21 protein-coding genes are annotated in these 21,949 nt (G+C 46.4%); 14 read left to right on the plus strand and 7 right to left on the minus strand.

Translation table 11 applies throughout. From position 1 onward, the window contains the following. Position 1 precedes the first annotated feature (1 nt). From CBX98_RS11470 to CBX98_RS11495, 6 genes are all read left to right on the plus strand, one after another. A complete protein-coding gene (locus CBX98_RS11470) occupies positions 2 to 1,645 on the plus strand; it encodes a TolC family protein (RefSeq protein WP_109169243.1) in 1,644 nt (547 codons plus the stop codon). Continuing rightward, positions 1,645 to 1,848 carry a DUF1656 domain-containing protein gene (locus CBX98_RS11475; RefSeq protein ID WP_085342527.1) on the plus strand — a complete coding sequence of 68 codons (204 nt, stop codon included), beginning with the start codon at positions 1,645 to 1,647 and terminating at the stop codon, positions 1,846 to 1,848. Before CBX98_RS11470 ends, CBX98_RS11475 begins: the two co-directional genes overlap by 1 nt. Before the next feature lie 12 nt (positions 1,849 to 1,860). Continuing rightward, positions 1,861 to 2,751: an HlyD family secretion protein gene (locus CBX98_RS11480; protein ID WP_006740779.1), complete on the plus strand. Its 891-nt coding sequence runs from the start codon at positions 1,861 to 1,863 to the stop codon at positions 2,749 to 2,751. A gap of 16 nt (positions 2,752 to 2,767) precedes the next feature. Further along, entirely contained in the window at positions 2,768 to 3,454 is a 687-nt protein-coding gene (locus CBX98_RS11485; protein WP_005396612.1) for a potassium channel family protein, read from the plus strand. Next, positions 3,447 to 4,595 carry an AI-2E family transporter gene (locus CBX98_RS11490; RefSeq protein WP_005396613.1) on the plus strand — a complete coding sequence of 383 codons (1,149 nt, stop codon included), beginning with the start codon at positions 3,447 to 3,449 and terminating at the stop codon, positions 4,593 to 4,595. The genes CBX98_RS11485 and CBX98_RS11490 overlap by 8 nt, the downstream gene beginning before the upstream one ends. A 216-nt stretch (positions 4,596 to 4,811) precedes the next feature. Continuing rightward, positions 4,812 to 5,483 (plus strand): DUF2057 domain-containing protein, encoded by a 672-nt coding sequence (locus CBX98_RS11495; protein WP_048625417.1) that lies wholly within the window; start codon positions 4,812 to 4,814, stop codon positions 5,481 to 5,483. 134 nt (positions 5,484 to 5,617) lie between these two features. On the opposite strand, the gene CBX98_RS11500 is transcribed toward CBX98_RS11495, so the two are convergent. Then, on the minus strand, positions 5,618 to 6,382 hold the full coding sequence (locus tag CBX98_RS11500) for a ferredoxin--NADP reductase (RefSeq protein ID WP_006740782.1): 765 nt from the start codon (positions 6,380 to 6,382) through the stop codon (positions 5,618 to 5,620). 210 nt (positions 6,383 to 6,592) lie between these two features. Here CBX98_RS11500 and CBX98_RS11505 point away from each other — a divergent pair, with 210 nt between their 5' ends. Next, a complete protein-coding gene (locus CBX98_RS11505) occupies positions 6,593 to 7,045 on the plus strand; it encodes a thioesterase family protein (RefSeq protein WP_005374933.1) in 453 nt (150 codons plus the stop codon). A 1,024-nt stretch (positions 7,046 to 8,069) separates the two neighbouring features. Here the strand turns inward: CBX98_RS11505 and CBX98_RS11510 are convergent. Next, positions 8,070 to 8,288: a VF530 family protein gene (locus tag CBX98_RS11510; RefSeq protein ID WP_029803152.1), complete on the minus strand. Its 219-nt coding sequence runs from the start codon at positions 8,286 to 8,288 to the stop codon at positions 8,070 to 8,072. 132 nt (positions 8,289 to 8,420) lie between these two features. Between CBX98_RS11510 and CBX98_RS11515 the strand changes: the two genes are divergently transcribed. Further along, positions 8,421 to 9,344, plus strand: coding sequence for a LysR family transcriptional regulator (locus CBX98_RS11515; protein WP_029803151.1), 924 nt, complete (start codon positions 8,421 to 8,423; stop codon positions 9,342 to 9,344). Here the strand turns inward: CBX98_RS11515 and CBX98_RS11520 are convergent. Together CBX98_RS11520 and nfsB are read right to left on the minus strand one after the other, a co-directional pair. After that, complete coding sequence (locus CBX98_RS11520) at positions 9,341 to 9,631, minus strand: putative quinol monooxygenase (RefSeq protein WP_021822050.1); 291 nt, start codon at positions 9,629 to 9,631, stop codon at positions 9,341 to 9,343. The two genes, CBX98_RS11515 and CBX98_RS11520, sit on opposite strands and share 4 nt — an antisense overlap. 68 nt (positions 9,632 to 9,699) lie before the next feature. After that, positions 9,700 to 10,353 (minus strand): oxygen-insensitive NAD(P)H nitroreductase, encoded by a 654-nt coding sequence (gene nfsB, locus CBX98_RS11525; RefSeq protein WP_109169244.1) that lies wholly within the window; start codon positions 10,351 to 10,353, stop codon positions 9,700 to 9,702. Between the two features lie 167 nt (positions 10,354 to 10,520). On the opposite strand from nfsB, the gene CBX98_RS11530 reads away from it, so the two are divergent. Further along, positions 10,521 to 11,984, plus strand: coding sequence for a helix-turn-helix transcriptional regulator (locus tag CBX98_RS11530; protein WP_172605958.1), 1,464 nt, complete (start codon positions 10,521 to 10,523; stop codon positions 11,982 to 11,984). A gap of 129 nt (positions 11,985 to 12,113) precedes the next feature. Next, positions 12,114 to 14,771: an alpha-amylase family glycosyl hydrolase gene (locus CBX98_RS11535; RefSeq protein ID WP_172605959.1), complete on the plus strand. Its 2,658-nt coding sequence runs from the start codon at positions 12,114 to 12,116 to the stop codon at positions 14,769 to 14,771. A gap of 85 nt (positions 14,772 to 14,856) precedes the next feature. On the opposite strand, the gene CBX98_RS11540 is transcribed toward CBX98_RS11535, so the two are convergent. After that, on the minus strand, positions 14,857 to 16,014 hold the full coding sequence (locus CBX98_RS11540; protein WP_109169245.1) for a D-alanyl-D-alanine carboxypeptidase family protein: 1,158 nt from the start codon (positions 16,012 to 16,014) through the stop codon (positions 14,857 to 14,859). 210 nt (positions 16,015 to 16,224) lie between these two features. Between CBX98_RS11540 and CBX98_RS11545 the strand changes: the two genes are divergently transcribed. Then, complete coding sequence (locus tag CBX98_RS11545) at positions 16,225 to 17,520, plus strand: alpha/beta fold hydrolase (RefSeq protein ID WP_109169246.1); 1,296 nt, start codon at positions 16,225 to 16,227, stop codon at positions 17,518 to 17,520. A gap of 57 nt (positions 17,521 to 17,577) precedes the next feature. On the opposite strand, the gene CBX98_RS11550 is transcribed toward CBX98_RS11545, so the two are convergent. Continuing rightward, positions 17,578 to 18,069 carry a GNAT family N-acetyltransferase gene (locus CBX98_RS11550; RefSeq protein WP_109169247.1) on the minus strand — a complete coding sequence of 164 codons (492 nt, stop codon included), beginning with the start codon at positions 18,067 to 18,069 and terminating at the stop codon, positions 17,578 to 17,580. Between the two features lie 323 nt (positions 18,070 to 18,392). Between CBX98_RS11550 and CBX98_RS11555 the strand changes: the two genes are divergently transcribed. Next, positions 18,393 to 19,373 carry a rhodanese-related sulfurtransferase gene (locus tag CBX98_RS11555; RefSeq protein ID WP_109169248.1) on the plus strand — a complete coding sequence of 327 codons (981 nt, stop codon included), beginning with the start codon at positions 18,393 to 18,395 and terminating at the stop codon, positions 19,371 to 19,373. Positions 19,374 to 19,443: 70 nt separating this feature from the next. Here CBX98_RS11555 and CBX98_RS11560 read toward each other — a convergent pair whose 3' ends face one another. Next, complete coding sequence (locus CBX98_RS11560) at positions 19,444 to 19,749, minus strand: DUF6482 family protein (RefSeq protein WP_109169249.1); 306 nt, start codon at positions 19,747 to 19,749, stop codon at positions 19,444 to 19,446. Between the two features lie 108 nt (positions 19,750 to 19,857). Here CBX98_RS11560 and CBX98_RS11565 point away from each other — a divergent pair, with 108 nt between their 5' ends. Then, on the plus strand, positions 19,858 to 21,339 hold the full coding sequence (locus tag CBX98_RS11565) for a deoxyribodipyrimidine photo-lyase (protein ID WP_109169250.1): 1,482 nt from the start codon (positions 19,858 to 19,860) through the stop codon (positions 21,337 to 21,339). Between the two features lie 80 nt (positions 21,340 to 21,419). After that, entirely contained in the window at positions 21,420 to 21,920 is a 501-nt protein-coding gene (locus CBX98_RS11570; RefSeq protein WP_046875719.1) for a fasciclin domain-containing protein, read from the plus strand. Positions 21,921 to 21,949: the final 29 nt, after the last annotated feature.

Consider the following 21,949-nt stretch of genomic DNA (forward strand, 5'->3'; position numbering starts at 1 on the left):
TATGATGCTTCCAAAACTAACCAAACCAAGCCTCGCCATACTTTCTTTGCTCGGACTCAGTGCGTGTACCACCGTAGGACCAGACTATGTCCATCCACCGCAAACGCCATTGCCAAGTGACTGGTCGGTGCAAAAAGCAGCCAAAGATACGCAGCAATCAGAGCAACAGCTACAACAATGGTGGCAGCAATTTAATGACTCAACTCTTAATCACCTGGTTGAGTTGGCGAGCAAACAAAACCTCGATTTAGAAGCTGCAGGGCTACGAATTGTCCAAGCACGTTCATTGCTTGGCATTTCGACGGGCTTGCAATACCCACAAGTTCAAACCGTGTCAGGAAACCTAGCGCGTGCCTACGTAAATGATCAGGGCGTGAATAACGCCACTTTGTCGTTTGATGCAGCTTGGGAAATGGATGTTTGGGGCAAGTATGCTCGCGGTATTGAGTCAGCAGAAGCGGGTTATTACGCATCCATCGCATCGTATCACGACATAATGGTCACCATCACCGCAGAAGTGGCGCGTAACTACATTAACTATCGCACGTTCCAAGAGCGCATTTTGCTGTCTCGTCGCAACATCGAGATTCAAGAGCGTGTCGTCCGCATTACACAGGTGCAGTTCGACTCTGGCAACGTTACAGAATTGGACGTTCAACAGGCGAAAAACCAACTATATACCACCAAAGCGGCATTACCGAGTCTCGAAGTCGCGATGAAACAATCACGTACCGCGTTGGCGTTATTACTAGGTGCATTACCGGAAGAAGTAGACGAGCTGCTGCAATCAGATGGAATGCATAAGCAAATTGCTGACTACGAAAAACAGTTCAAATCGACAGGCAGAAAATCGGCGTTATCGGGCACCGACGAGCGCTCCATTGTGCCGCGTCCACCGCTGTTGGATACCCAAGTGGATGCGAACTTAGTGATGCGCCGCCCGGATTTACAAGTCTCTGAGATGCAAGCTCGCGCGCAGAGTGCGCAAATTGGCGTGGCGGAAACCGCTCTTTACCCAAGCTTTTCACTGTTCGGCTCCATCGGTATCGACAGTACGGTTCCCGATGGCAGCAGTTTCAGTTTTAGCGATTCGCTCACCATGGTGGTTGGCCCAACGTTCAGTTGGAATATTTTCCAATACGGACGCGTGAAAAATAACATTCGTTTCGAAGATGCTCGCTTCCAAGAAACGCTGACCAACTACAACAAAAAAGTGCTGCAAGCCGTTAATGAAGTCACCAATGCAATCGAAGCGTATGACCTGTATTTACAGCAAAAAGATTTACGCTTGCAATCAGTCAACTCTTCCATTCGTGCATTCAACATCTCCATGACGCAGTACGAAAACGGCCAAATCTCTTTTGAACGTCTGCTCAACTCGGTAGAGAAAATGACCCGTGCGGAAGACAGCTACGCAACGATCAAAGGGAACGTCGCGAACCAAGTTGTCGCGCTCTACAAAGCCCTCGGTGGAGGCTGGCAAACCCAAACAGGCAAACCCTTCCTCAGTGAATCTATTGCCAAGCCAATGACAGAACGTACTGACTGGGATGGTTATTTAAATGAAGAAAACCGCGTATTGCCGCCTTTGCGCCTCGAAACTCCGGCTGAGAACAGTGATGAAAACAAAACGGAGGATCTCTAATGCCTCATGAACTTTCTTTGGGAGACATTTACTTTTCTCCCACGTTACTGGTGCTCTTTCTCGCCGTCACGGCAACGTGGATAACGGTGATGATATTGAACAAGACACGTCTGTCTCGCTTCATTGCTTTTCCGTCTCTGACGTTTATTGCCATCATGGTCGGTTATGTGGTGGCCATCGACAGCTTTTATATTCAATTTTAGGTGCCAAACAAGATGAAAAAACTATTCGTAATCGCACTCAATCTTGTCATTCTTGGTGGCGCAGCTTGGCTCGGCTATCAAAAATTTGAAGAGTATTTTAATAACCCTTGGACACGCGACGGCCAAGTGCGCGCGAACGTCATCAAAGTAGCTCCTCGTGTATCAGGCCCAATTGTAAATGTCGCGGTGCAAGACAACCAAGAAGTGAAAACAGGCGATTTACTGTTTGAAATCGACCCTGCGACTTACGAAGTTGCTTTGTCTCAAGCCGAAGTGGCACTAGAACGCGCCATTGTTAGCTCTCGCGGTAAAAAAATCGAATACGACCGCCTTAAAGATATTCGCGCCAAAGACCGCGGCGCGGTTTCTCATAAGGATCTGATTCGTCGTGAAATCGCTTACGAAGAATCGCTACTGCAAATCAAATCTGCAGAAGAGCAATTAAAATCAGCGCGCCTTAACCTCAGCTTTACCAAAGTTTATGCGACCGTCGATGGTTTTGTGTCTAACCTCGATATTCGAAACGGTACGCAAGCGGTCGCAAACCAGCCACTGCTGGCGCTGATCGACAAGAACAGTTTCTGGGTGTTTGGTTTCTTCCGTGAAAACCAACTCGCGCAAATCGAACCTGGCAGCCAAGCACGCGTCACTTTGATGTCTCACCCAGACACGCCAATTGACGCAACGGTTGACTCTATCGGTTGGGGTATTGCGCCGAAAGACGGCACGGTCGGCTACAACCTTCTTCCAAACGTGAACCCTGTATTTCAGTGGATTCGCTTAGCACAACGTATTCCGGTGCGAATCTCAATCCAAGAACTTCCAGAAGATGTTGATCTTCGATTCGGGCTTTCTGCGTCCATCATGGTGATGAAAGATTCATCGGCAGAAAATGAACAGTAACTAAGTGAGAAGAACCATGGTCATTGGTAAAAAACTCAAAAACATTAATGAAGAAAACAACTTCTTCTATCTAACTTTAGCGCTGGTGATTTTGTTGCTAGGGAGTGCGATGGCACAAGTGGTGGGTGAAGGGACGATTGAACACATACTGCAGGCGTTCACGGTTCTCACGTTCATTGTCTGTTTTGCCAGCCTTCGCTTCGACAAAATGTGGTCTCGTTTCCTCTATACCCTGTTTGGCGTTTGGGTTCTTGTGATTGTTATCAAGACCGTTTTCAACATCCGAGAGATGAATGTAGTGATGCTTGCCCTCACCTTCGCATTCTTTTTCGGCACTTTTAAATCCATCGCAAGGCAGATTCTTTTCACTGGCCACGTCAATAGCAACAAAGTCATTGGCTCAGTCGCGCTTTTCTTACTGCTTGGTCTGATGTGGGCAATTGCCTATCTCATTCTTCTAGAGTTCTCGCCAACCTCATTCACTGGGATGGAAGCCATTTCTTGGGGGCAGAATTTCTCTAATGCGGCGTATTTTAGTTTCGTCACCTTAACCACGCTTGGTTATGGCGATATCAGCCCTCTAACGCCATTGGCTCAAGTCGTGGTGTATTTAGAGGCCATTACAGGTGTGTTCTATATGGCGATTGTTGTTTCAAGTCTCGTCAGTTCTAACATTGATCATCAGGTAAACAAAAATGGATAAACAATCGGTAAAAATCGACAGTAAGCTTTTCATCAGTAATATGGTGGAGTCAGCAATACGCATTGGCTTGATCTTCGTCTTGCTGATGTTTACGTACGACATCATCAAACCCTTCATTCTTCCCGTTATTTGGGGTGCAATTATAGCCGTCGCTTTAATGCCACTTACAAAAAAGCTGGAGCGTGCATATGGCGGTCGCAGAGGCCTGGCAGCCACGACGATTGCTTTACTTGGTATTGCACTCTTAGTCACACCACTTGTTATGGTGTCAGGTTCCATTGTGGATGGTGCAACGCATGCGCTTGAAGTATTGCAAAACGGGCAAGTGAAGATCCCAGGTCCAAAACCTTCCGTTGCGGATTGGCCTGTCGTAGGTGATAAGCTCTATGAGGTGTGGACCCTATTCGCGACTAACCTTGAACAAGCGATTCAAACCTTTATGCCGCAGATAAAGTCCGCGCTCACTTCTTTGCTAGGCACACTTGGCGGTGTATTGGGCAGTTTACTGCTTTCAATCTTGTCACTTGCGATTGCAGCAGGTTTTATGACGTACTCTGAATCTGCAGCATCAGGGCTAAGAACCATCGCTATTCGTACCGCTGGTGAAAACGCTAAAAGCTGGACCACGCTTATCGCAGCAACCATTAAAAGCGTACTGCTTGGCGTAGTCGGTGTCGCGGCGATTCAAGCCCTATTGATCGGTGCTGGTTTCTTTGTATTTGGCGTTCCAGCAGCTGGTTTGCTCACTCTGATTCTGATGATCTTGTGTATCGCTCAGCTACCAGCGCTGCTTGCCGTACTACCAGTGATCGGCTTTATGTACATGACTCAAGATACAACGACAGCCACCATGTTTACTGTCTGGGTAGTAGTTGCAGCTCTTTCTGAAAACCTGTTCAAACCAATGTTAATGGGACGTGGCGTCGACGTGCCAATGCCTGTGATTCTGCTCGGTGCCATCGGTGGTATGCTTTTCTACGGCATCGTTGGTCTGTTCTTAGGTGCTGTTATCCTGGCGATTTGGTATGAGTTATTTGTTTGGTGGTTGAGCATTGAGAAAGCACAACAGCAAGAAGAAATGGCAGAACAACAAGACGCTTCTGATGACCAATCAGAGCCTGGACACGGTGCTGGCATATAATAAATCAATAAGTTAGAAAGAAATTTAATCTATAACTTATGATATCAAACCGCTCTATTGCAGCGGTTTGATTCTATTTGGATCACAGTTTCCCCGTAATAAATGCGATAAAAATGACGTTCTTGTTAAATTTTCATACTTCTTACGCTTGGGAGTTGCAATCGGGCAATGAACGATGCACTCTCGATGACCACTAATTTGCTTAGGATAAAAACAATGAAATTGATCAAGCCTTTAACTTGTGCGCTTGCTCTCGCAATGAGTGGCATGGCATTCGCAGATGTAACCGTGAGTGTTCCTGACAACGTTTCAGTATTAGCGGCTAACGGTGAAAAAGCAGACCTTTCGGGTGGTTTTTTCGCCTCGGAAAGAACACTAACGTTACCTGATGGCGTTAACCAAGTCGTATTTCGCTTCGCCCCTTACTTTAACCAAGGCAATGACCGTTTAAGTGTTGAAAGCGATGTTATCGTTACACGATTTGACGCTGCCAATGCCGAGCTGACGCTACAAATGCCAGAATACCGCAACCTTCGCGATGCGGAAGAAAAGATCAAGGACTTAGATTGGAAACTGGTTGATGATTCAGGCAACACCGTCGCCGTTGAGCAAGACAAATTGATCAAACCGGGTATGCAAATCGGTCGTGATTACGTGCGTGAAGTGGAAAGCTACAACAAAACAGGCGGCGTTGCTGCTATCGCTGTTGCTGGTGCAGCCGTTGCTCAACCAGTCACACTACCAGCAAAGATTCCTGAAGATATGCAACAAGCAAGAGCGACTGCGGTTAAATCAGATTCGACAGCAGAAGAGATGCTGCACTTCTGGTACCAAAAAGCAGACGCAGAAACCAAAGCTCGCTTTAAAGCGTACGTTAATCAACAATAAGTCTGATTGACTCTATCGATATTAAAAAAGCCACTTCATGTGGCTTTTTTGATCGAACAAGCTAGGACGTTTGAACGACTTTGGTATTGGTGATCATCATGTGTTCAATATGGTTATATCAATTTAACCAAACGCTACCAGTAACGCTCATAGATGATATTGCCTCCTGTTTTAGGACGATACTTTTCCAACCCAAGATCTTGTAAGACTGGCAAGGTATCTTTGATCATCTGCGGGTTCCCACACATCATGACAAAACTACTTTGAGCAGAGAATGGCACATCAGCAGCGTTGGACAGTCTACCCGATTCGATGAGTTCGGGAATTCGACCTTGTAACTGGCCATCCACCACTTCCCTACTGACTATCGGGATGTACTTTAATCTGCCTTCATATCGTTGCTGTAGTTGCTCAATCAGATATTTGTAGACCAGATCTTTTTCGTAGCGAACCGCATGAACAAGCACAATTCGCTCATTATGGGGTGGTAAGTTTATATCATCCAGTAGCGATAAAAACGGTCCAATACCTGTACCTGTAGATAGCAGCCACAGATCATGAGCCTGTTTAGGAATAGAGTCGTGGATTAAGTCACCATGTGCGGTCTCACCAACATAAATACTATCACCAGATTTAAGCTTTTGGAGCCTTGGGGAAAGTTGTCCTTGAGGGTCCGCTACTATTAGGAACTCCAACCAATCGAACTGTTCGCTTGGTGCATTAACCACAGAGTAAGCACGGCTGATCGGCTTGCCCTCATCATCTAGCAAAGCAAGCTTGGTGAACTGGCCGGCTTTAAAGGTAAGAGGCGCGCCTGAGACCCTTAAACTGAACAGCTCGCCAGTCCAGTCAATGCGTTTTTCCACCTTGGCTAGATTGAAACCTTTCAGCTCAGTCATGAGACACCTCCTATTTGGTTACTCTTAGTTAAACTTACGCCTTCAACTCGATTATGTAAAGTTTCTAGTTTACATAATAAGATTGCCATTTCATTTCACATTTTAAAAACAATTTTATTACATATTAAATGATTACATCTAGAATAAATGCTCAAAGTGATAAGTCGCGTCGCAATTTGTGGCAAAGCAGATGAAAAAGGAGCACTAAAAATGGACACACTGTTAAAAGACTTTCCCGTTATCACAGAGATCAAAGTCGCATGGGGTGAAATGGATGCTCTGCAACACGTCAATAACGTGGTCTATTTTCGCTACTTCGAGACAGCGCGTTTAGATTACTTCAACAAAATTAATCTGCTAGTCGACCTGCAAACCTCGCAAATTGGACCAGTACTCAGCGAAACGCAATGCCGCTACAAGCTGCCTGTCACTTACCCAGACACGTTATTAGTCGGCTCGCGCGTGATCGACATGCAAGAAGATCGCATCACGATGGAATACCAAGTGCTGAGTAAGAAGTGGGGTAAGATTGCGACCATCGCGACCGCTACTGGTGTGATGTTTGATTTTAAGAACAACGTAAAAGCGGCGATTCCAGACCACGTTCGCCAGTCGATTTTAGACTTGGAGGGAACTGTGGGTAGCACGCATCATTTAGAGTAGCAAGAAACGAGAGATTAAAGGCGAGACTCCCCCGACAGCGCTTCTTCATCGCTGTCGGGAATAACGTAGGGCTAATCTTCTAGACTACGCGATAAGAGAACTAGCGTCATTCTAGCGAGCCAAAGCGAGACTAAGAATCTACTTACCGCTTGCTGCAGACCCTAGAGCGATGAATAAACTCAATACAATCTGAGAGTAGATTCTGAATCACGCTCGTTCCTCGCTGTTCAGAATGACGGTTCGAGTTTAGCTCTGACCTCTATAAAACCATCTAAAAAGCTATTCCAGAGAAGCCTAAGTGACCATCCGGAATCTCTCCTTAAATGTAACAGCAGAGCTACTCTTCCAGCCTACGCGATAAGAAAAGCTGCGTCATTCTAGCAAGCCAAAGCGCGACGAAGAATCTACATACCGCTTGCTGCAGGCCATAGAGCTATGAATAAACTCAATACAATCTGAGGGTAGATTCTGAATCACGCTCGTTCCTCTCTGTTCAGAATGACGAACCTCGTTTAGGTTCTGACTCTAAAACACTATCTAAAAAAACATCCCGGACGAGCACAAGCGAGTCATTCGGAATCTCGCTTTAGACGTAATAGCAGAGCTACTCTTCCAGCCCACACGATAAGAAAAGTGGCGTCATTCTAGCGAGCCAAGGCGAGACTAAGAATCTACTTACCGTTTGCTGCAGGCCATAGAGCTATGAATAAACTCAATACAATCTGAGGGTAGATTCTGAATCACGCTTTAGACGTAACAGCAGAGCCATTCTTAAAGCCCACACGATAAGAAAAGTGACGTCATTCTAGCGAGCCAAGGCGAGACTAAGAATCTACTTACCGTTTGCTGCAGGCCATAGAGCTATGAATAAACTCAATACAATCTGAGGGTAGATTCTGAATCACGCTTTAGACGTAACAGCAGAGCCACTCTTAAAGCCCACACGATAAGAAAAGTGACGTCATTCTAGCGAGCCAAGGCGAGACTAAGAATCTATTACCGCTTGCTGCAGGCCATAGAGTGATTAGCAGAACGTCTCGATGTATAGCGCTTCCACCTTATCTCTTGCCCATTGCGTTTTACGCAAAAACTTCAGCGAAGATTTGATCGACGGATCTTTCTTAAAACAGTTCACTCGAACGCGCTCATACATGCCATTCCAACCAAAGTGTTCAACTAGTCGGGTGACGATTTTTTCTAAACTCAACCCGTGAAGTGGGTTGTTCGGCTGCTGTTGGTTCATGCTATTGATCCGGTAAAGTGAAGTTGCGCGCTAATCTAACCCAAACTCGCCGTGCAACCTAATGTTTTAACCTTGAATTGCCGTGCGACTCTCCCCTATAGTAACCCAAACTTCTTAAAAACCCTTTTCATTATGAAAGCCCTCAACGACCTCAATATTTTTGTCGAAACAGCGCGCCAAGGCAGCTTTTCAAAAGCTGCTAATAGCATGGACATGACACCTGCCGCCATTAGCGCATCGATTAAGCGTCTTGAAGGGCAAATCGGTTTCCCGCTGTTTGTGCGTTCCACCCGAAGCCTGCGTTTAACCTCAGAGGGCGAACTATTTTTAGACAAAACCACGCAAGCGTTGGCAACATTGCAAGAGGGGTTGGATCAGATCTCAAGTGCACGTGGCGAGTTATCTGGTCAACTGCACATTACTGCGCCCTCCGATTTTGGTCGCAATATGTTGCTCGATTGGGTGGATGAGTTCATCGATCTCTACCCAAATGTTTCCATCAAACTAGAGCTGTCCGATAGCTTGACGGATATGTACACCAAGCCTGTCGATATTGCGATTCGCTATGGCGAACCGGCCGACTCCAATCTGGTCGTGTTGGCTTTGTGTGGGTCAAACGAGCGGATCTTATGTGCATCGCCAGAGTACGTCGCCACACATCCAGAACTCACCTCTCCTGCCGATTTAACGCAACACAACTGTTTGTGCTATATGGTCGCGGATTCGGTCTACAACAAATGGACGCTCACGCGTGACGGCGAGAAAGAACAAGTCGTGGTCAGCGGTAACTTGATGAGCAACGATAGTGACTTGCCACATCGGTTAGCGCTCAAAGGCAAAGGCATTGCGAATAAGTCGTTGATGGACATCAGCCGAGACTTAATCGAGGGAAGATTGGTGCGAGTGTTACCAGAGTGGGATTGCGGCCCAGTGCCGCTCTACATGGTGTGCGCCGATCGTCGATTATTGACGCCAACGATTCGGACTTTCCGCGACTTTATCCAACAAAAATGCTGCCAGCAACGCGCCAACGTGCTGGCAACTTTCTGTCATTAGGCGATAAATCGAAGAGGACGAATCTGGGTATATTCAACCCAATCGTTCTCTTCTAATGTTTCAAGAAACGTCGCCATGTGCGGACTTTGCAAATGCTTATCCAAGGCCTCTTGCGATGCCCAAATTTCTTGGAACATAAATAGGCCTTCAACTTTTTCGTCGAGATACAACTCGTATTGGCAACAGCCTTCTTCTTTGCGAGTTGGCTCTAGTAAACCAGCAAGCAAATTCACCACCTGATCCTTACTGTCTGGATAGGCTTTCACTTCTGCAACTAAGTGGATCATCGTTTTATCACTCTTTGCGATTTATATATTGATTGCGAGATTCTACATAACCTGCAAGTAAGCTCGAATTAGATCTCGGTGAATACGGTTTCTGCGTCCCAGCGAGACTTTGGCGTTTTCGCGTTGAAGTCATCTTCCGCGTGGTAGCCAAGCGGCACGATCACAACGCTGGTGTAACCTTTTTCACGCAAGCCAAATTCTTCATCCAGCACTTTGGGATCAAACCCTTCAATTGGCACTGCATCGATTTCTAGCGTCGAAGCACCCAGCAACAACGTACCCACGTTGAGGTAAACTTGTTTCTCCATCCAATGATTCGCATCTTTCAGATCAAAGCGGTGCATGTTCACAAAGTAGCCACGACCACCACGCACAGCCGCTTTCGCTTCTTCGGTTGGGAATCGGCCATCTTTTTCTTCTTGCGCCATTAGCGCTTCAATGTAGTCGTTATCAATGCCTGTTTTCGCACAAAACACCAATACGTGAGAAGCGTTGAGAATCTTCGCCGCGTTAAACGCGTAGTTCTCTTGCGCCGCTTTAGCGATGCGCTGTTTGCCTTCTTCTGTGCTTGCCAGAATGAAATGCCAAGGTTGAGAGTTCACACTCGATGGACTAAAACGAATCAGCTCTTTAACTGCGTCGATTTTTTCTTGAGGTAGCTTGCGCGTTGGGTCAAACACTTTCGTTGAGTAACGAGATTTTGCAGCTTGTACGATATCCATGAGGTTCTCCAATTAATGAGTTTAAGCTGAGTAACAGCATAAACTCATGAGATAAAGGGAAAAACCGATTTCGATTAAAAACATTTTCAAAATAAATTTGAAAATAAAACGATAAGAAAGGCTTTGAGCGTTCTCACTGAACTTCTTCATCCTTTCAGCAATAATGCATGTTTGCTCGCAACCGAACTCAACTCATGCTGCCTCAAGATAACGTTATTACATCCTTTCTGTGCAAAAAGCTTGGTCACAATCATCTGCGAATTGCCGGCGAATATTGGCACATTGAGAAGTTGGTTGCCTTGCAATGCATGATGTTGAAGGAAGCGCCTGACCTCCAAGAAGGGCTGCTTTGGTGGAGTAAAAGTGTCTCATTATTCGACCGCCGTTTGTACGTCACATTTCAACATGGTGATGCCCAAATCCATCTGCAAGTCGAATGCAGAACGGCCAATATGCCAAATTGGGCGGAGTCGGTGTTTGGCTTGCTCAAAATGCAATTGGAAATGCTTGAGCTAAGCGAATCAATACAGGTACAAGTTCACGCCAACAATCCACTCGCGGCCGATATTTTTCTAGAGGAAACGCGAGATTCTAAAACGAGTTCAAGCGTGTTTGAACTGGTGAAACATGTTTATTTGCTGCTTTCTCACCAGCCCATTGAGCAACCCGAATTGCTGAGTGTTTTGAACGCCTTGTTCATCAAAAACAGTAATTACGCGCTCAAATTAGAGCAAGCGGCAAGGCAACTGGGCGTCTCCAAACGCACCTTGCAACGTCGACTGCAAGAGAAGCAAATGAGCTACTCTCAATGCGTTGATTTCGCTAAAAGAAAGCAAGCACTCACTTTGCTTGCCGACACCCAACTCACAACGCAGCAAATAGCCTATCAACTTGGTTATGAAGAACCTTCGAACTTTCACCGCACTTTTCGTCGTTGGTATCCGTTTTCACCCATGCAGTATCGCCAACAATGTTTGGATAACCGAACTCAGCTAAATCAGCAACCGATCCGCTTGTACTACGCCAAAGCCAATACCTTCGACGATAACCATATCGACCAACCTGTCGGCAAAATCTGGATGGAAGTGGACAATATTGCTTTTGAGAAAGTGGTCTCGGTAGAATGCCGTGACCGTGATGGCGCATGGCGGCGCTATCCCGCCTTCTTCGAGCGTTTTTTAAGTCATGGCATCGAACTATGGGCAACGACTGAACTTCCGGTGGCGCATCCCCTTACCTTTCGCCTGTGTTATGAAGTCGATGGGGAACGTTACATTGAGAATAACCACCAGCGTGATTATGTGGTTTCTAAGGGGCTTTTAATTGGCGCAACGGAATACATTGTCCCGACTCGGCAGCTTATTAATATTGGGGCGCAATACACGCTCTTTATCGAACTGGCATGCCGACTTGAAAACGTTGCGAGGATTGACTGTTACGTCGATGATGACCCCACACCTCACGCGATGCGCTTGACCCAACACTCGCTACATTATGCTTGTTGGGTGCTGCAATTATCGCTCACTCAAACTGCAAAGCAGTGCCGTTTCCGCCTTTATGATGAATCCGACAACGAGCTCGCGAAAGAGCATTACCCGATACAATATCCTATTGTGCAACCGCTCAATTAAAACTGTCGGTCAGATCAAAATCGTCTCTTCGTGACATCATTCCACGTCTTTTTTGGCGTGAAATGACACTCTCAATTTCAAACCTTTGCTTTATCGTTTCTGCATTGCTGCATAACGGAGGCAAAAACTGTGTTTGAAACTCTACCTAACCCAATGAATAAAATAAAAATACTTCCTTTCGCGATCGCTCTTGCTCTTTCTGGCTGTGGAAGCGACGAAACCACACCAATCGATACAGGCAGCCACGTGGCATCTCCTGATTGGCAAGATCAAATCATTTACTTCCTGATGATCGACCGTTTTAACGACGGCGACAGCGCTCTTAATGATCAAGGGCAAAACGAATTCGATCCAACTTCGGATAAAAAATTCAGCGGCGGCGACCTCGTTGGCGTGAGTGATAAGTTAAGCTACATCGAAGATCTCGGTGCCACATCGATCTGGATTACTCCGCCAGTTGCTAACCAATGGTGGGATGCGGAGCAAAACTACGGCGGCTACCACGGGTACTGGGCGCGCGATTTCCAAAAAGTGGATGAGCACTTCGGCGACCTAGAAAGCTACCAAGCGTTAGCACGCGAAGTGCATGCGCGTAACATGTTCTTAATTCAGGACATCGTGACCAACCATGTAGGCAACTTCTTTACCTACGATGATCCTTACAGTTATGATCCAAGCCTACCTTGCCAAGGTTTCCGTTTGATTGAAAATGCACTACCCGCCGGGCAAGAGCTGCCGTCCCCCCTCAACATGAACGAGTGTAAAACAGACGGCACAGGCAGCTACCACTGGACGCCAACCATCACCGACCACAACGATCCGGTACAAGAAAAAACCTGGCAGCTCTCTGATTTGGATGACCTTAATACGTCCGGGCCTGAAGTACGCGCTTATCTAAAAGAGAGCTACCGAAAATGGATTCGCGAAGTCGGCGTCGACGGATTCCGTATCGATACGGTGAAGTTTGTTGAACACGATTTCTGGAACGATTTCCTACACGCCGACGATGGTGTGATGACGCAAGCGGTTGATACCGGTCGTGACAACTTCCTCACTTTTGGTGAAGTATTCGAAACATCTACGCCATACAACACCGAAGGCGAAGAGAAGATGCTGACTTACATCGGTGAAAGTGGCTCACCGAAACAGCTAACCTCGGTACTGAACTTCCCATTGCAAGCGACCATGACGCGCGTATTTGCATCAGGACAACCGACCGACTATTTACGTTTCCGTCTTGAGAAAATGATGGAGATGTTCCCAAATCCATACATCATGCCGAACTTCATTGATAATCACGACATGCCGCGTTTTCTGTCGCAAGGTAGCGTGAATGACATGAAACAAGCACTGATCACCATGATGAGCGTGCCGGGTATTCCTGTGATTTACCAAGGTACAGAACAGGCGATGTCAGCGGCGCGCGATGCGATGTTTGCTGGCGGCTACCGTGAAGACGGCGACTACGTAGACTCATTCGACCAAAACAGCGAGATGTACTTGTTCATCCAAGAGCTTGCTAAGTTACGTACCGAGAACAAAGTCATGACACGCGGCGAAATGAAAGTGATTGGCAGCGATAAAGCCGGCGCCGGTGTGTTCGCTTTTACCCGAACGTTGGATAACGACGAAGTCTTAGTGGTAATGAACACATCGAATTCCCCGATGTTGATGAACCAACTCGATGTAGAGCAAGCGGGCGGCACTGTTTTCCAACAACAAATCATGTCGAACTGGGCAGACGCTCCGGAGAAGCTAATCGCAGATGAAAACGGTCACATAACCCTTGAGCTACCAGCCAAATCTGCCGTGATTTACTCGAAAACTAACGACACCCAATCGGTAGATACACCAGACCTCAACATCCAACTAGCGCAGGATTGGGAAGGGCAAACCATCACAGATGACATCGTGATTGCTGGTACTGCTAATGCAAACGAGAAGTTGAACCTCGTCGTCGATGGTAACTTGGAAACAGCGCAAACCATTACTGTAGGTGCTGATGGTCAGTTTAGTGTCACGCTGTCGACTCGTCACTTTGCGATTGGCGAACAACAGCATCGCTTTGCAATTTATTCCACCGAGAAAAAAGCAGGCATCGAGGACGTGAATTTTGTCTCGAACCTAAGCTGGTCAAGCTCGCCGGATGACACCATTGATGATGCGGGCGATGCACAAGACGGCATGGGCGGTCCAAACGGTAACTACTCATTACCAACCGATCCAACGTTCGACAAAGACAACAGCCAACTCGCAATCAACAAGGCAGAAGTGTTTACCGTTGGCAGTAACGTACGTTTGACCTTCACTATGGACAAAATCACCGACACTTGGTTGCCACCAAACGGCTTCGACCACGTGGGTTTCACCATCTTTATTGATTTACCTGAAGAAACCGCAACCAACTTGTCTGAGCTACCGAAGATCAACGCTTCTATGCCAAACGGAACCTGGAGTCGCAATGCGGTTGTTTTTGGCTGGCAAAGCTCGATTTACAACACCAAAGGAGCAAATGCGACGACATGGGGAGAAGCCGTAACGCCAGCACCAACAGTGACAGTAGACAAAGCCAACAACACCATTTCGATGGACTTTGCTAGCGATGCACTAGGCCGCCCAGAGTCGCTCGATGGTATCCGCTTCTATGTCACGACTTGGGACTTAGACGGCCTTTCAGCAACTTACCGTCCGCTAGAACAAAACAAAGGCCCTTGGAACTTCTCCGGTGGCGCATCGGATGAAAGTAAGATTTGGGACGATTTACCAATCATCACCTTGTCGGAATAAACCGTTAAATAAGACACCGCCCAGCGTTTAGCTGGGCGGGTCATCAACCAAAGAATGCAGAAAGACACTTCTGCTCGTTTTTATTCTAGTTAAAGAATGATTTCACCCACAGCACCAAACTGTCCCAAAGCTGACCAAACCACGAGCCCTCTTCTACCGATTGGCTGCTGACCAAGGGATAACTCGCCACGGTACTGTCATCGCTTTTCCAAACGACCTTACCAATCTCATCTCCTTGCGCGAGCGGCGCAATCAACGGTTCATTTAACACCACACTCTTATCAAGCCCAGCCGTCATAGAACGAGGCAGAGTGAGATAGGTATCTTTGGCGAAGATCGCCTCAACTTGATTGGCATTTCCCTTCCAAACGCGAACTGTAGACTCAACCTGCCCTTGTTTGGCAACTTGTTTGGTGTCATAAAAACGAAAACCATAACTGAGTAAATTCTTGGATTGGCTCGTTCGAGCCTGCTTACTTGGCGTGCCCATCACTACCGAAATCAACCGCATTTTCCCTTCTTTGGCGGAGCTCACCAAACTGTATCCCGCATTGCTGGTGTAACCGGTTTTGCCCCCGTCGACATCAATGGAATTGTCCCACAGTAATTTATTGCGATTGTACTGCGTAATGTCGTTCCACTTGAAGACTTTCTCACTATATAGCGCATACACAGCGGGAACGTCGTTGATGATCGACTGCATGAGTTTTGCCATATCGGTGGGTGAGGTTTGGATGCCTTCACTATCGAGACCATGGGAGTTTACAAAATAAGTGTCTTGCAGCCCTAACTTCTCAGCCCAACCATTCATCAAGGCGACAAAGCCGCGTTCACTGCCAGCAACGTGCTCAGCCAGTGCAACGCACGCGTCATTACCCGATTGGATGATCACGCCGCGCATTAAGTTCGCAACACTAATTTCATCTTTCGGTTTGATGAACATTTTAGAAGAACCGGGAAACTTGGCCGACCACGCGTTTTCGCTCACGGTGACAACATCATCCCATTTCAAACGCCCCGCTTCGATTTCTTGTCCAACGACGTAAGCGGTCATCAACTTGGTTAAACTAGCCGGAGCAAGGCCTGCTCGCCCGTTATGCTCGGCAATAATGACACCGGATTGAAAGTCCATTAATACGTAGCCTTTTGCCTGTAACTGAGGTGGGTTGGGCGTAACAACGGCAAAAGTAGGTACGCTTATTAAACAAGTCACAATAATCCATCGAGCTAGTGACACTTTCATCCGACTTCCTCCATGCTCTCACTTTGTCGCAACTCTATTGAGCATAGCTCACTCAACCAGTTGCACCAGTCGCTAATCGTTTCATTTTCTTGAACTTACATTGATTTGACCAAGGTATAGAACTGACGAAGCGATTTGGAAATAGCATTGGTTCTTCACGCCATTCGCAGTAAAGTAGCGCTACCTCTCAATAAGGAAATAAAGATAACAATGAACGCTCAATCATTTATCGACGCAGGATTGCATTACACTCCCCACAGTTTTACCGTTCCTCTGGATTACCAAGACGTGAGTAAAGGCACCATTGAAGTCTTCGCTCGTGCGGTTTGCCTAGTTGGCGATGAAGAATCGACCAAACCTTGGTTGGTTTACTTTCAGGGCGGGCCAGGCTTTCCCTCTCCGCGTCAAAACGGCAATAACGGCTGGGTAAAACGCGCGCTGCAAGAGTACCGAGTTTTGCTTCTCGACCAGCGCGGTACGGGCAATAGTTCGGTGATTAATCATCAGACTCTGGCTCATTTCACGCCGCAGAAGCAGGCCGAGTACTTGAGCCACTTCCGAGCGGATAACATCGTGCGCGACGCGGAGTACATTCGTGAGCAATTTGGCGTCGAAAAATGGGCGATCTTAGGTCAAAGCTTTGGTGGTTTTTGCTCCCTCACCTATTTGTCTTTGTTCCCAGACAGCTTGCTACAAAGCTACATCACGGGTGGCGTGCCATCAGTCTCGCGTCATGCCGACGATGTGTATGACGCTACCTTCAAACGTACCATGGAGAAAAACCAAGCGTTCTTCCAGCAATTCCCAAAAGCGCAACAACTTTGCCAAAACATTGCGAATCACTTGCTGGAAAATGAAGAGTACCTACCAAATGGTCAACGCTTCACGGTGGAGCAATTTCAGCAAATCGGTATCAACTTTGGTGTGAGTGATACTTTCTTGCCAACTTACTATTGGCTAGAAAGTGCATTGATTGAAGTGAACGGCAAACAACAACTTCGTTATGAGTTCTTGAACGATATGTTGGCGCAGCAAAACTTCCAAACCAACCCGATTTACGCCATTTTGCATGAATCGATTTATTGCCAAGGCTTTGCGTCGAATTGGAGTGCTCACCGTGTTCGCCAAAGCCGTTCAGAGTTTAATTATGAACCTGGCAAGCCATTTTACTTTACGGGGGAAATGGTCTTCCCATGGATGTTCGACCAATACGTCAACCTCAAGCCACTAAAAGACGCCGCAGAAATATTAGCCGTGAAAGAAGATTGGGCTGCGCTGTACGATCAAACACAATTGGCTCAAAACAAAGTGCCTGTCAGTTGCGCCGTTTACGCCGATGATATGTTTGTTGAAATGGATATCAGCCGAGAGACGCTCGCGTTAATACCAAATTCAAAAGCGTGGATCACCAACGAGTACGAGCACAACGGTTTGCGTGCCGACGGTGAGCGCGTTTTAGATAAGTTAATTGCGATGGGGAATCAAACCGCCGCTAATTTGAAATAAATACTATAAAACGCCTCTTCTAGAGGTAAGAGGCGTTTTATTCCTACCATCTTGTTTTCACGAATCTTTTACGCGCTTGGTCATACGCTTCGTCATCACCCGGTAACCCATTTTATGATAGAAATCCTCACCTTCATGGTTAAATGACGCCACGGTTAAGCCGATTTCTTCTATTCCTTGAGCACACAAATCACTTTCCATCTTGTCCATCAGCGATAAACCTATTCCTAGGTTTCGATAGCTCTCTGAAACAATAAGCTCATTAATAAAGCCAACGCGTTTTTCTGGTGAAATCAGCGACTGAACGTTACGAACCGAGCCAGAGATAAAACCGACGACCTTTCTTTGCGAGCAAGCAATAAAAGCGCTCACGCTCCCATCAAAATACTTTTCGAAGGTGCCATATGATTCTCTTAGTTGCGCCAATTCCTTGGGTGGACGATAGAAGTTCGGTTCAGCTTCATAGTGCGATGTATCGAGTTCAACGAGTAATTGTTTGAGCAAGGGAGCATCTTCTTCCCTCAGCCGCCTGATATAAAACTGCTGCATGTCCTTTCCTTGCCAACTGATCCGATTATTATTTTGTAGCTCTTGCGCACAACTTTAATGAAGAGCCGAAGAAGGAATCACAGTACAAATTTAAACCAAAAGTGTCGAGTTCAACTTACCTTGTTCTCTACAATTTATGCTTATAATTTGAACACATAGCGATTTTACCCGCGTGACGCTTTGCCGCATCAAAACACCGCTACATCCTGCCTAGCCATAATATCCGCATAATTTGTCCGTATTTCCGACTAATTTAGTCAGGTATACTTCGTGCCGCTAAAATTTTAAGGTCGTTGACCACCTGTATTTTTAAAGGAAACCTCATGAGTCAGTATGTAGTTTGTGCGCTGTACAAGTTTGTTGAGCTGAATAACTATCAAGAACTACGCGAGCCATTACTTGCGTTGATGGAAAAACACCATATTCGCGGAACATTACTGCTGGCAAGTGAGGGCATCAACGGCACTGTTGCCTCTGATCGTGCAGGTATTGATACGCTACTGGAGTGGCTAAACAACGAGCCTCGTTTGACAGGCACCGTATACAAAGAGTCGTATTCTGAGACCCAGCCATTCAATCGCACCAAAGTGAAACTGAAAAAAGAGATCGTAACATTGGGTGTCGAAGGCATCGACCCTCGCCACGTAGTGGGTACTTACGTGAAACCTCAAGAGTGGAACGATCTTATTGCTGATCCTGAAGTGTTTGTTGTCGATACACGTAATGATTACGAAATCGAGATCGGCACATTCAAAGGCGCTGTAAACCCAAATACTGAAACCTTTCGTGAATTCCCAGACTATGTAAAAGAAAACATGGACCCGGAAAAGCATAAGAAAGTGGCGATGTTCTGTACCGGTGGCATCCGCTGTGAGAAATCAACTGCTTACATGAAAGAACAGGGCTTTGATGAGGTCTACCACTTAGAAGGCGGCATTCTTAAATATCTTGAAGAAGTTCCTCAAGAAGAGAGCATGTGGGAAGGTGACTGCTACGTTTTTGATGGCCGTGTTGCAGTAAACCACCAGCTAGAGAAAGCCGATTACGATTTGTGTAACGCTTGTCGATTACCGATCACAGAAGAAGACAAGCAGTCTGAATTGTTTGAGCAAGGCGTGAGCTGCCCGAAATGTCACGGCACGCACTCAGAAGAACAAATTGCTCGATTCCGCGAACGTGAAAAACAAATTGTTCTTGCAGAACAGCGAGGCGAGCAGCATGTTGGTGGCGAAAGTGCCAAGCAAAGAGAAGCTCGACGTGCCGCTAAGTACGCACAAAAAGACGCTCAGCGTAAACAAGACTAAGCTCGACTCTAATTCTATTTTAAGCGAGCTGCCGTAAGGTGGCTCGCTTTTACTATGCACCGACACTCTTTCAATACAGTTTTGTATCCCTCACCAAAACCTCTAGTCGATTGTCTCTTTTGCCTTCGGGTAGCCCCACCATCTCGTCATAAGCACTTTTATGTACTAAAACCTGCTTATTTGCTTTGATATTCTTGCACTTCTTTTGCATCTCGATAAGGGAATGAGCCCTCAAAAAGATACCGTTGTCATCAGTGATGAATTGCGCTTTCCCATCAACTACGACAGATGCTTGATACAATGCGAGATCAAGCGAGTGAATGATCAATTTATCTACGTAGAAGAACTTTTCTAACTTACTCAGTGGTATCGACATATCTCACCTCCTTGTGAGCAACCTCTACGTTTTAATGAACAAAACCGATCATTAGGTGAGATCTCTTCGGATCATTTGCGTACAACATCGGAAACAAAGAGGATTCCGATGCAAACAATCAATGTCGTGTGGTTAAAACGAGATTTAAGACTGACTGACCACCAGCCCTTAACACAAGCATTGTCGTCAAAGCACCCAACGGTACTTTTATATATTGTTGAACCGTTGCTGTTAAACAACCCTCACTATTCTGAGCGTCACTGGCGATTTGTTTGGCAATCATTGCAAGACATGAATAAGACGCTCAAAGCCTATGGACACCGCATCACGGTTCTGTTTGGCGATGCCTTAGCATGTTTTCAATCAATTCAAATGCAGTATCAAATCAACGCTGTGTTTTCTCATCAGGAAATAGGGCTCAATTGCACCTTTGAGCGAGATAAGCAAGTTGCCGCTTGGCTGCATGAGCAGAACATCACGTGGTTTGAGTTCGAGCACGGTGCTGTTATTAGAGGAGCAAAAGACCGGCAGGGTTGGGACAAACATTGGGATTTGGTCATGAGAGCCTCCATAAGCCCTCTTGAGCTGCAAACCAACTTGTTGCATTCATTGGATGCAGAATCACTCGGCTGCGCGTTTTCGCCACCTTCATCCTGGCTATCAAAATGCAAAGGAATGCAAACGGGAGGAAGCCAACTCGCTTGGAAAACACTGGAGGACTTTTTCAATCGTCGAGGTCGTGATTACTATCGAAGCATTTCTAGTCCCACAGCCTCACGTACAGCCTGTACTCGCCTTTCTCCATACCTCGCTTGGGGTAATATATCCTTGCGTGAAGTTTGTCAGTACCTATTGAAACACTGGCAAGTTGTTGGGTTTCGTCGCAGCTTAATTGCGTTGTCTTCACGGCTGCATTGGCACTGCCATTTCATACAGAAATTCGAGTCGGAATACGACATGGAGTTTTACTGTGTTAACCGGGCTTACGAATCGTTGATTAAACAAAGTAGCACTTTCGATGAAGAAAAGTTAGCAGCATGGAAATCTGGATATACTGGCATACCTTTGATCGATGCCTGTATGCGCTGTTTGCATCAGACTGGCTATATAAACTTTCGCATGCGCGCCATGCTGGTTAGTTTTCTCACTCATCACATGAACATGGATTGGCGAACTGGCGTGACGCATTTAGCGCAACTATTCCTCGACTTTGAGCCTGGTATTCATTACCCACAATTCCAAATGCAAGCCGGGGTAACTGGGACCAATACAATCCGGATTTACAACCCGGTTAAGCAAGCCCAAGAACATGACCCTGATGGCGCGTTCATCTATAAATGGGTGCCTGAATTGCAAATGGTCCCCACCCCACTATTGTTCGAGCCCTGGACAATGACACAGATGGAAACCGTCATGTACCACTTGAAACCGGATAGCCGTTACCTAGCGCCTATTGTCGACCTAAATAGCGCAGCTAAAGACGCAAGGGAGCGTCTATGGGCATGGCGGAAACGGGCCGATGTAAAACAAGAAGGCAAACGGATTTTAACGCGACACGTGAGGCCATCGAAAGAAAGCAGGGCTCGTTGATCATCTTTTCATTTAGATGCGTACAAACGAAGACATTCTCTAGGGAAACCGTTGTACCCCCAACTCGTAAGGAACACATTATGTTTAAACGTATCTTGGTTATCACGGCTACATTGATGGCGACTTTATCTTTTATGCTTCCCGTCAAGGCTCATGAGCATGGCATGATGAAGGCTGATATTGTCGACGTTGCCACTGAAAACGGCTCTTTCAATACACTTGTCGCTGCAGTGAAAGCGGCTGATCTAGTCGATACACTCAAAGGAGAAGGCCCATTTACTGTTTTTGCACCAACGGATGACGCTTTTGCAAAACTGCCTGACGGTACAATCGATATGCTCTTAATGCCGGAAAACAAAGACAAGTTAGTATCCATTTTGACTTATCACGTCGTCCCAGGGAAAGTAATGGCTGCCGATGTTGTTAAGCTGGACAAAGCAACTACGGTTCAGGGGCAAGACGTGATGATTAAAACCATGGGCGACAAAGTAATGGTCAACGATGCAAATGTAATGGCAACCGATGTGAAAGCTAAAAACGGCGTCATTCATGTTATTGATACCGTCATTATGCCTAAATAACATGATTCAGAGGGCGGTATATTCCGCCC

Origin of the sequence: Vibrio sp. T9 (genome assembly GCF_003123985.1) — a bacterium.
Lineage (GTDB): Bacteria > Pseudomonadota > Gammaproteobacteria > Enterobacterales > Vibrionaceae > Vibrio > Vibrio diabolicus.

What these genes read in the sequence shown, in the direction of transcription:
- CBX98_RS11470 (WP_109169243.1), top strand. Translation starts at nt 2, where the DNA reads ATGATGCTTCCAAAACTAACCAAACCAAGCCTCGCCATACTTTCTTTG.
- CBX98_RS11475 (WP_085342527.1), top strand. Translation starts at nt 1,645, where the DNA reads ATGCCTCATGAACTTTCTTTGGGAGACATTTACTTTTCTCCCACGTTA.
- CBX98_RS11480 (WP_006740779.1), top strand. Translation starts at nt 1,861, where the DNA reads ATGAAAAAACTATTCGTAATCGCACTCAATCTTGTCATTCTTGGTGGC.
- CBX98_RS11485 (WP_005396612.1), top strand. Translation starts at nt 2,768, where the DNA reads ATGGTCATTGGTAAAAAACTCAAAAACATTAATGAAGAAAACAACTTC.
- CBX98_RS11490 (WP_005396613.1), top strand. Translation starts at nt 3,447, where the DNA reads ATGGATAAACAATCGGTAAAAATCGACAGTAAGCTTTTCATCAGTAAT.
- CBX98_RS11495 (WP_048625417.1), top strand. Translation starts at nt 4,812, where the DNA reads ATGAAATTGATCAAGCCTTTAACTTGTGCGCTTGCTCTCGCAATGAGT.
- CBX98_RS11500 (WP_006740782.1), bottom strand. Translation starts at nt 6,382, where the DNA reads ATGACTGAGCTGAAAGGTTTCAATCTAGCCAAGGTGGAAAAACGCATT.
- CBX98_RS11505 (WP_005374933.1), top strand. Translation starts at nt 6,593, where the DNA reads ATGGACACACTGTTAAAAGACTTTCCCGTTATCACAGAGATCAAAGTC.
- CBX98_RS11510 (WP_029803152.1), bottom strand. Translation starts at nt 8,288, where the DNA reads ATGAACCAACAGCAGCCGAACAACCCACTTCACGGGTTGAGTTTAGAA.
- CBX98_RS11515 (WP_029803151.1), top strand. Translation starts at nt 8,421, where the DNA reads ATGAAAGCCCTCAACGACCTCAATATTTTTGTCGAAACAGCGCGCCAA.
- CBX98_RS11520 (WP_021822050.1), bottom strand. Translation starts at nt 9,631, where the DNA reads ATGATCCACTTAGTTGCAGAAGTGAAAGCCTATCCAGACAGTAAGGAT.
- nfsB (WP_109169244.1), bottom strand. Translation starts at nt 10,353, where the DNA reads ATGGATATCGTACAAGCTGCAAAATCTCGTTACTCAACGAAAGTGTTT.
- CBX98_RS11530 (WP_172605958.1), top strand. Translation starts at nt 10,521, where the DNA reads ATGTTTGCTCGCAACCGAACTCAACTCATGCTGCCTCAAGATAACGTT.
- CBX98_RS11540 (WP_109169245.1), bottom strand. Translation starts at nt 16,014, where the DNA reads ATGAAAGTGTCACTAGCTCGATGGATTATTGTGACTTGTTTAATAAGC.
- CBX98_RS11545 (WP_109169246.1), top strand. Translation starts at nt 16,225, where the DNA reads ATGAACGCTCAATCATTTATCGACGCAGGATTGCATTACACTCCCCAC.
- CBX98_RS11550 (WP_109169247.1), bottom strand. Translation starts at nt 18,069, where the DNA reads ATGCAGCAGTTTTATATCAGGCGGCTGAGGGAAGAAGATGCTCCCTTG.
- CBX98_RS11555 (WP_109169248.1), top strand. Translation starts at nt 18,393, where the DNA reads ATGAGTCAGTATGTAGTTTGTGCGCTGTACAAGTTTGTTGAGCTGAAT.
- CBX98_RS11560 (WP_109169249.1), bottom strand. Translation starts at nt 19,749, where the DNA reads ATGTCGATACCACTGAGTAAGTTAGAAAAGTTCTTCTACGTAGATAAA.
- CBX98_RS11565 (WP_109169250.1), top strand. Translation starts at nt 19,858, where the DNA reads ATGCAAACAATCAATGTCGTGTGGTTAAAACGAGATTTAAGACTGACT.
- CBX98_RS11570 (WP_046875719.1), top strand. Translation starts at nt 21,420, where the DNA reads ATGTTTAAACGTATCTTGGTTATCACGGCTACATTGATGGCGACTTTA.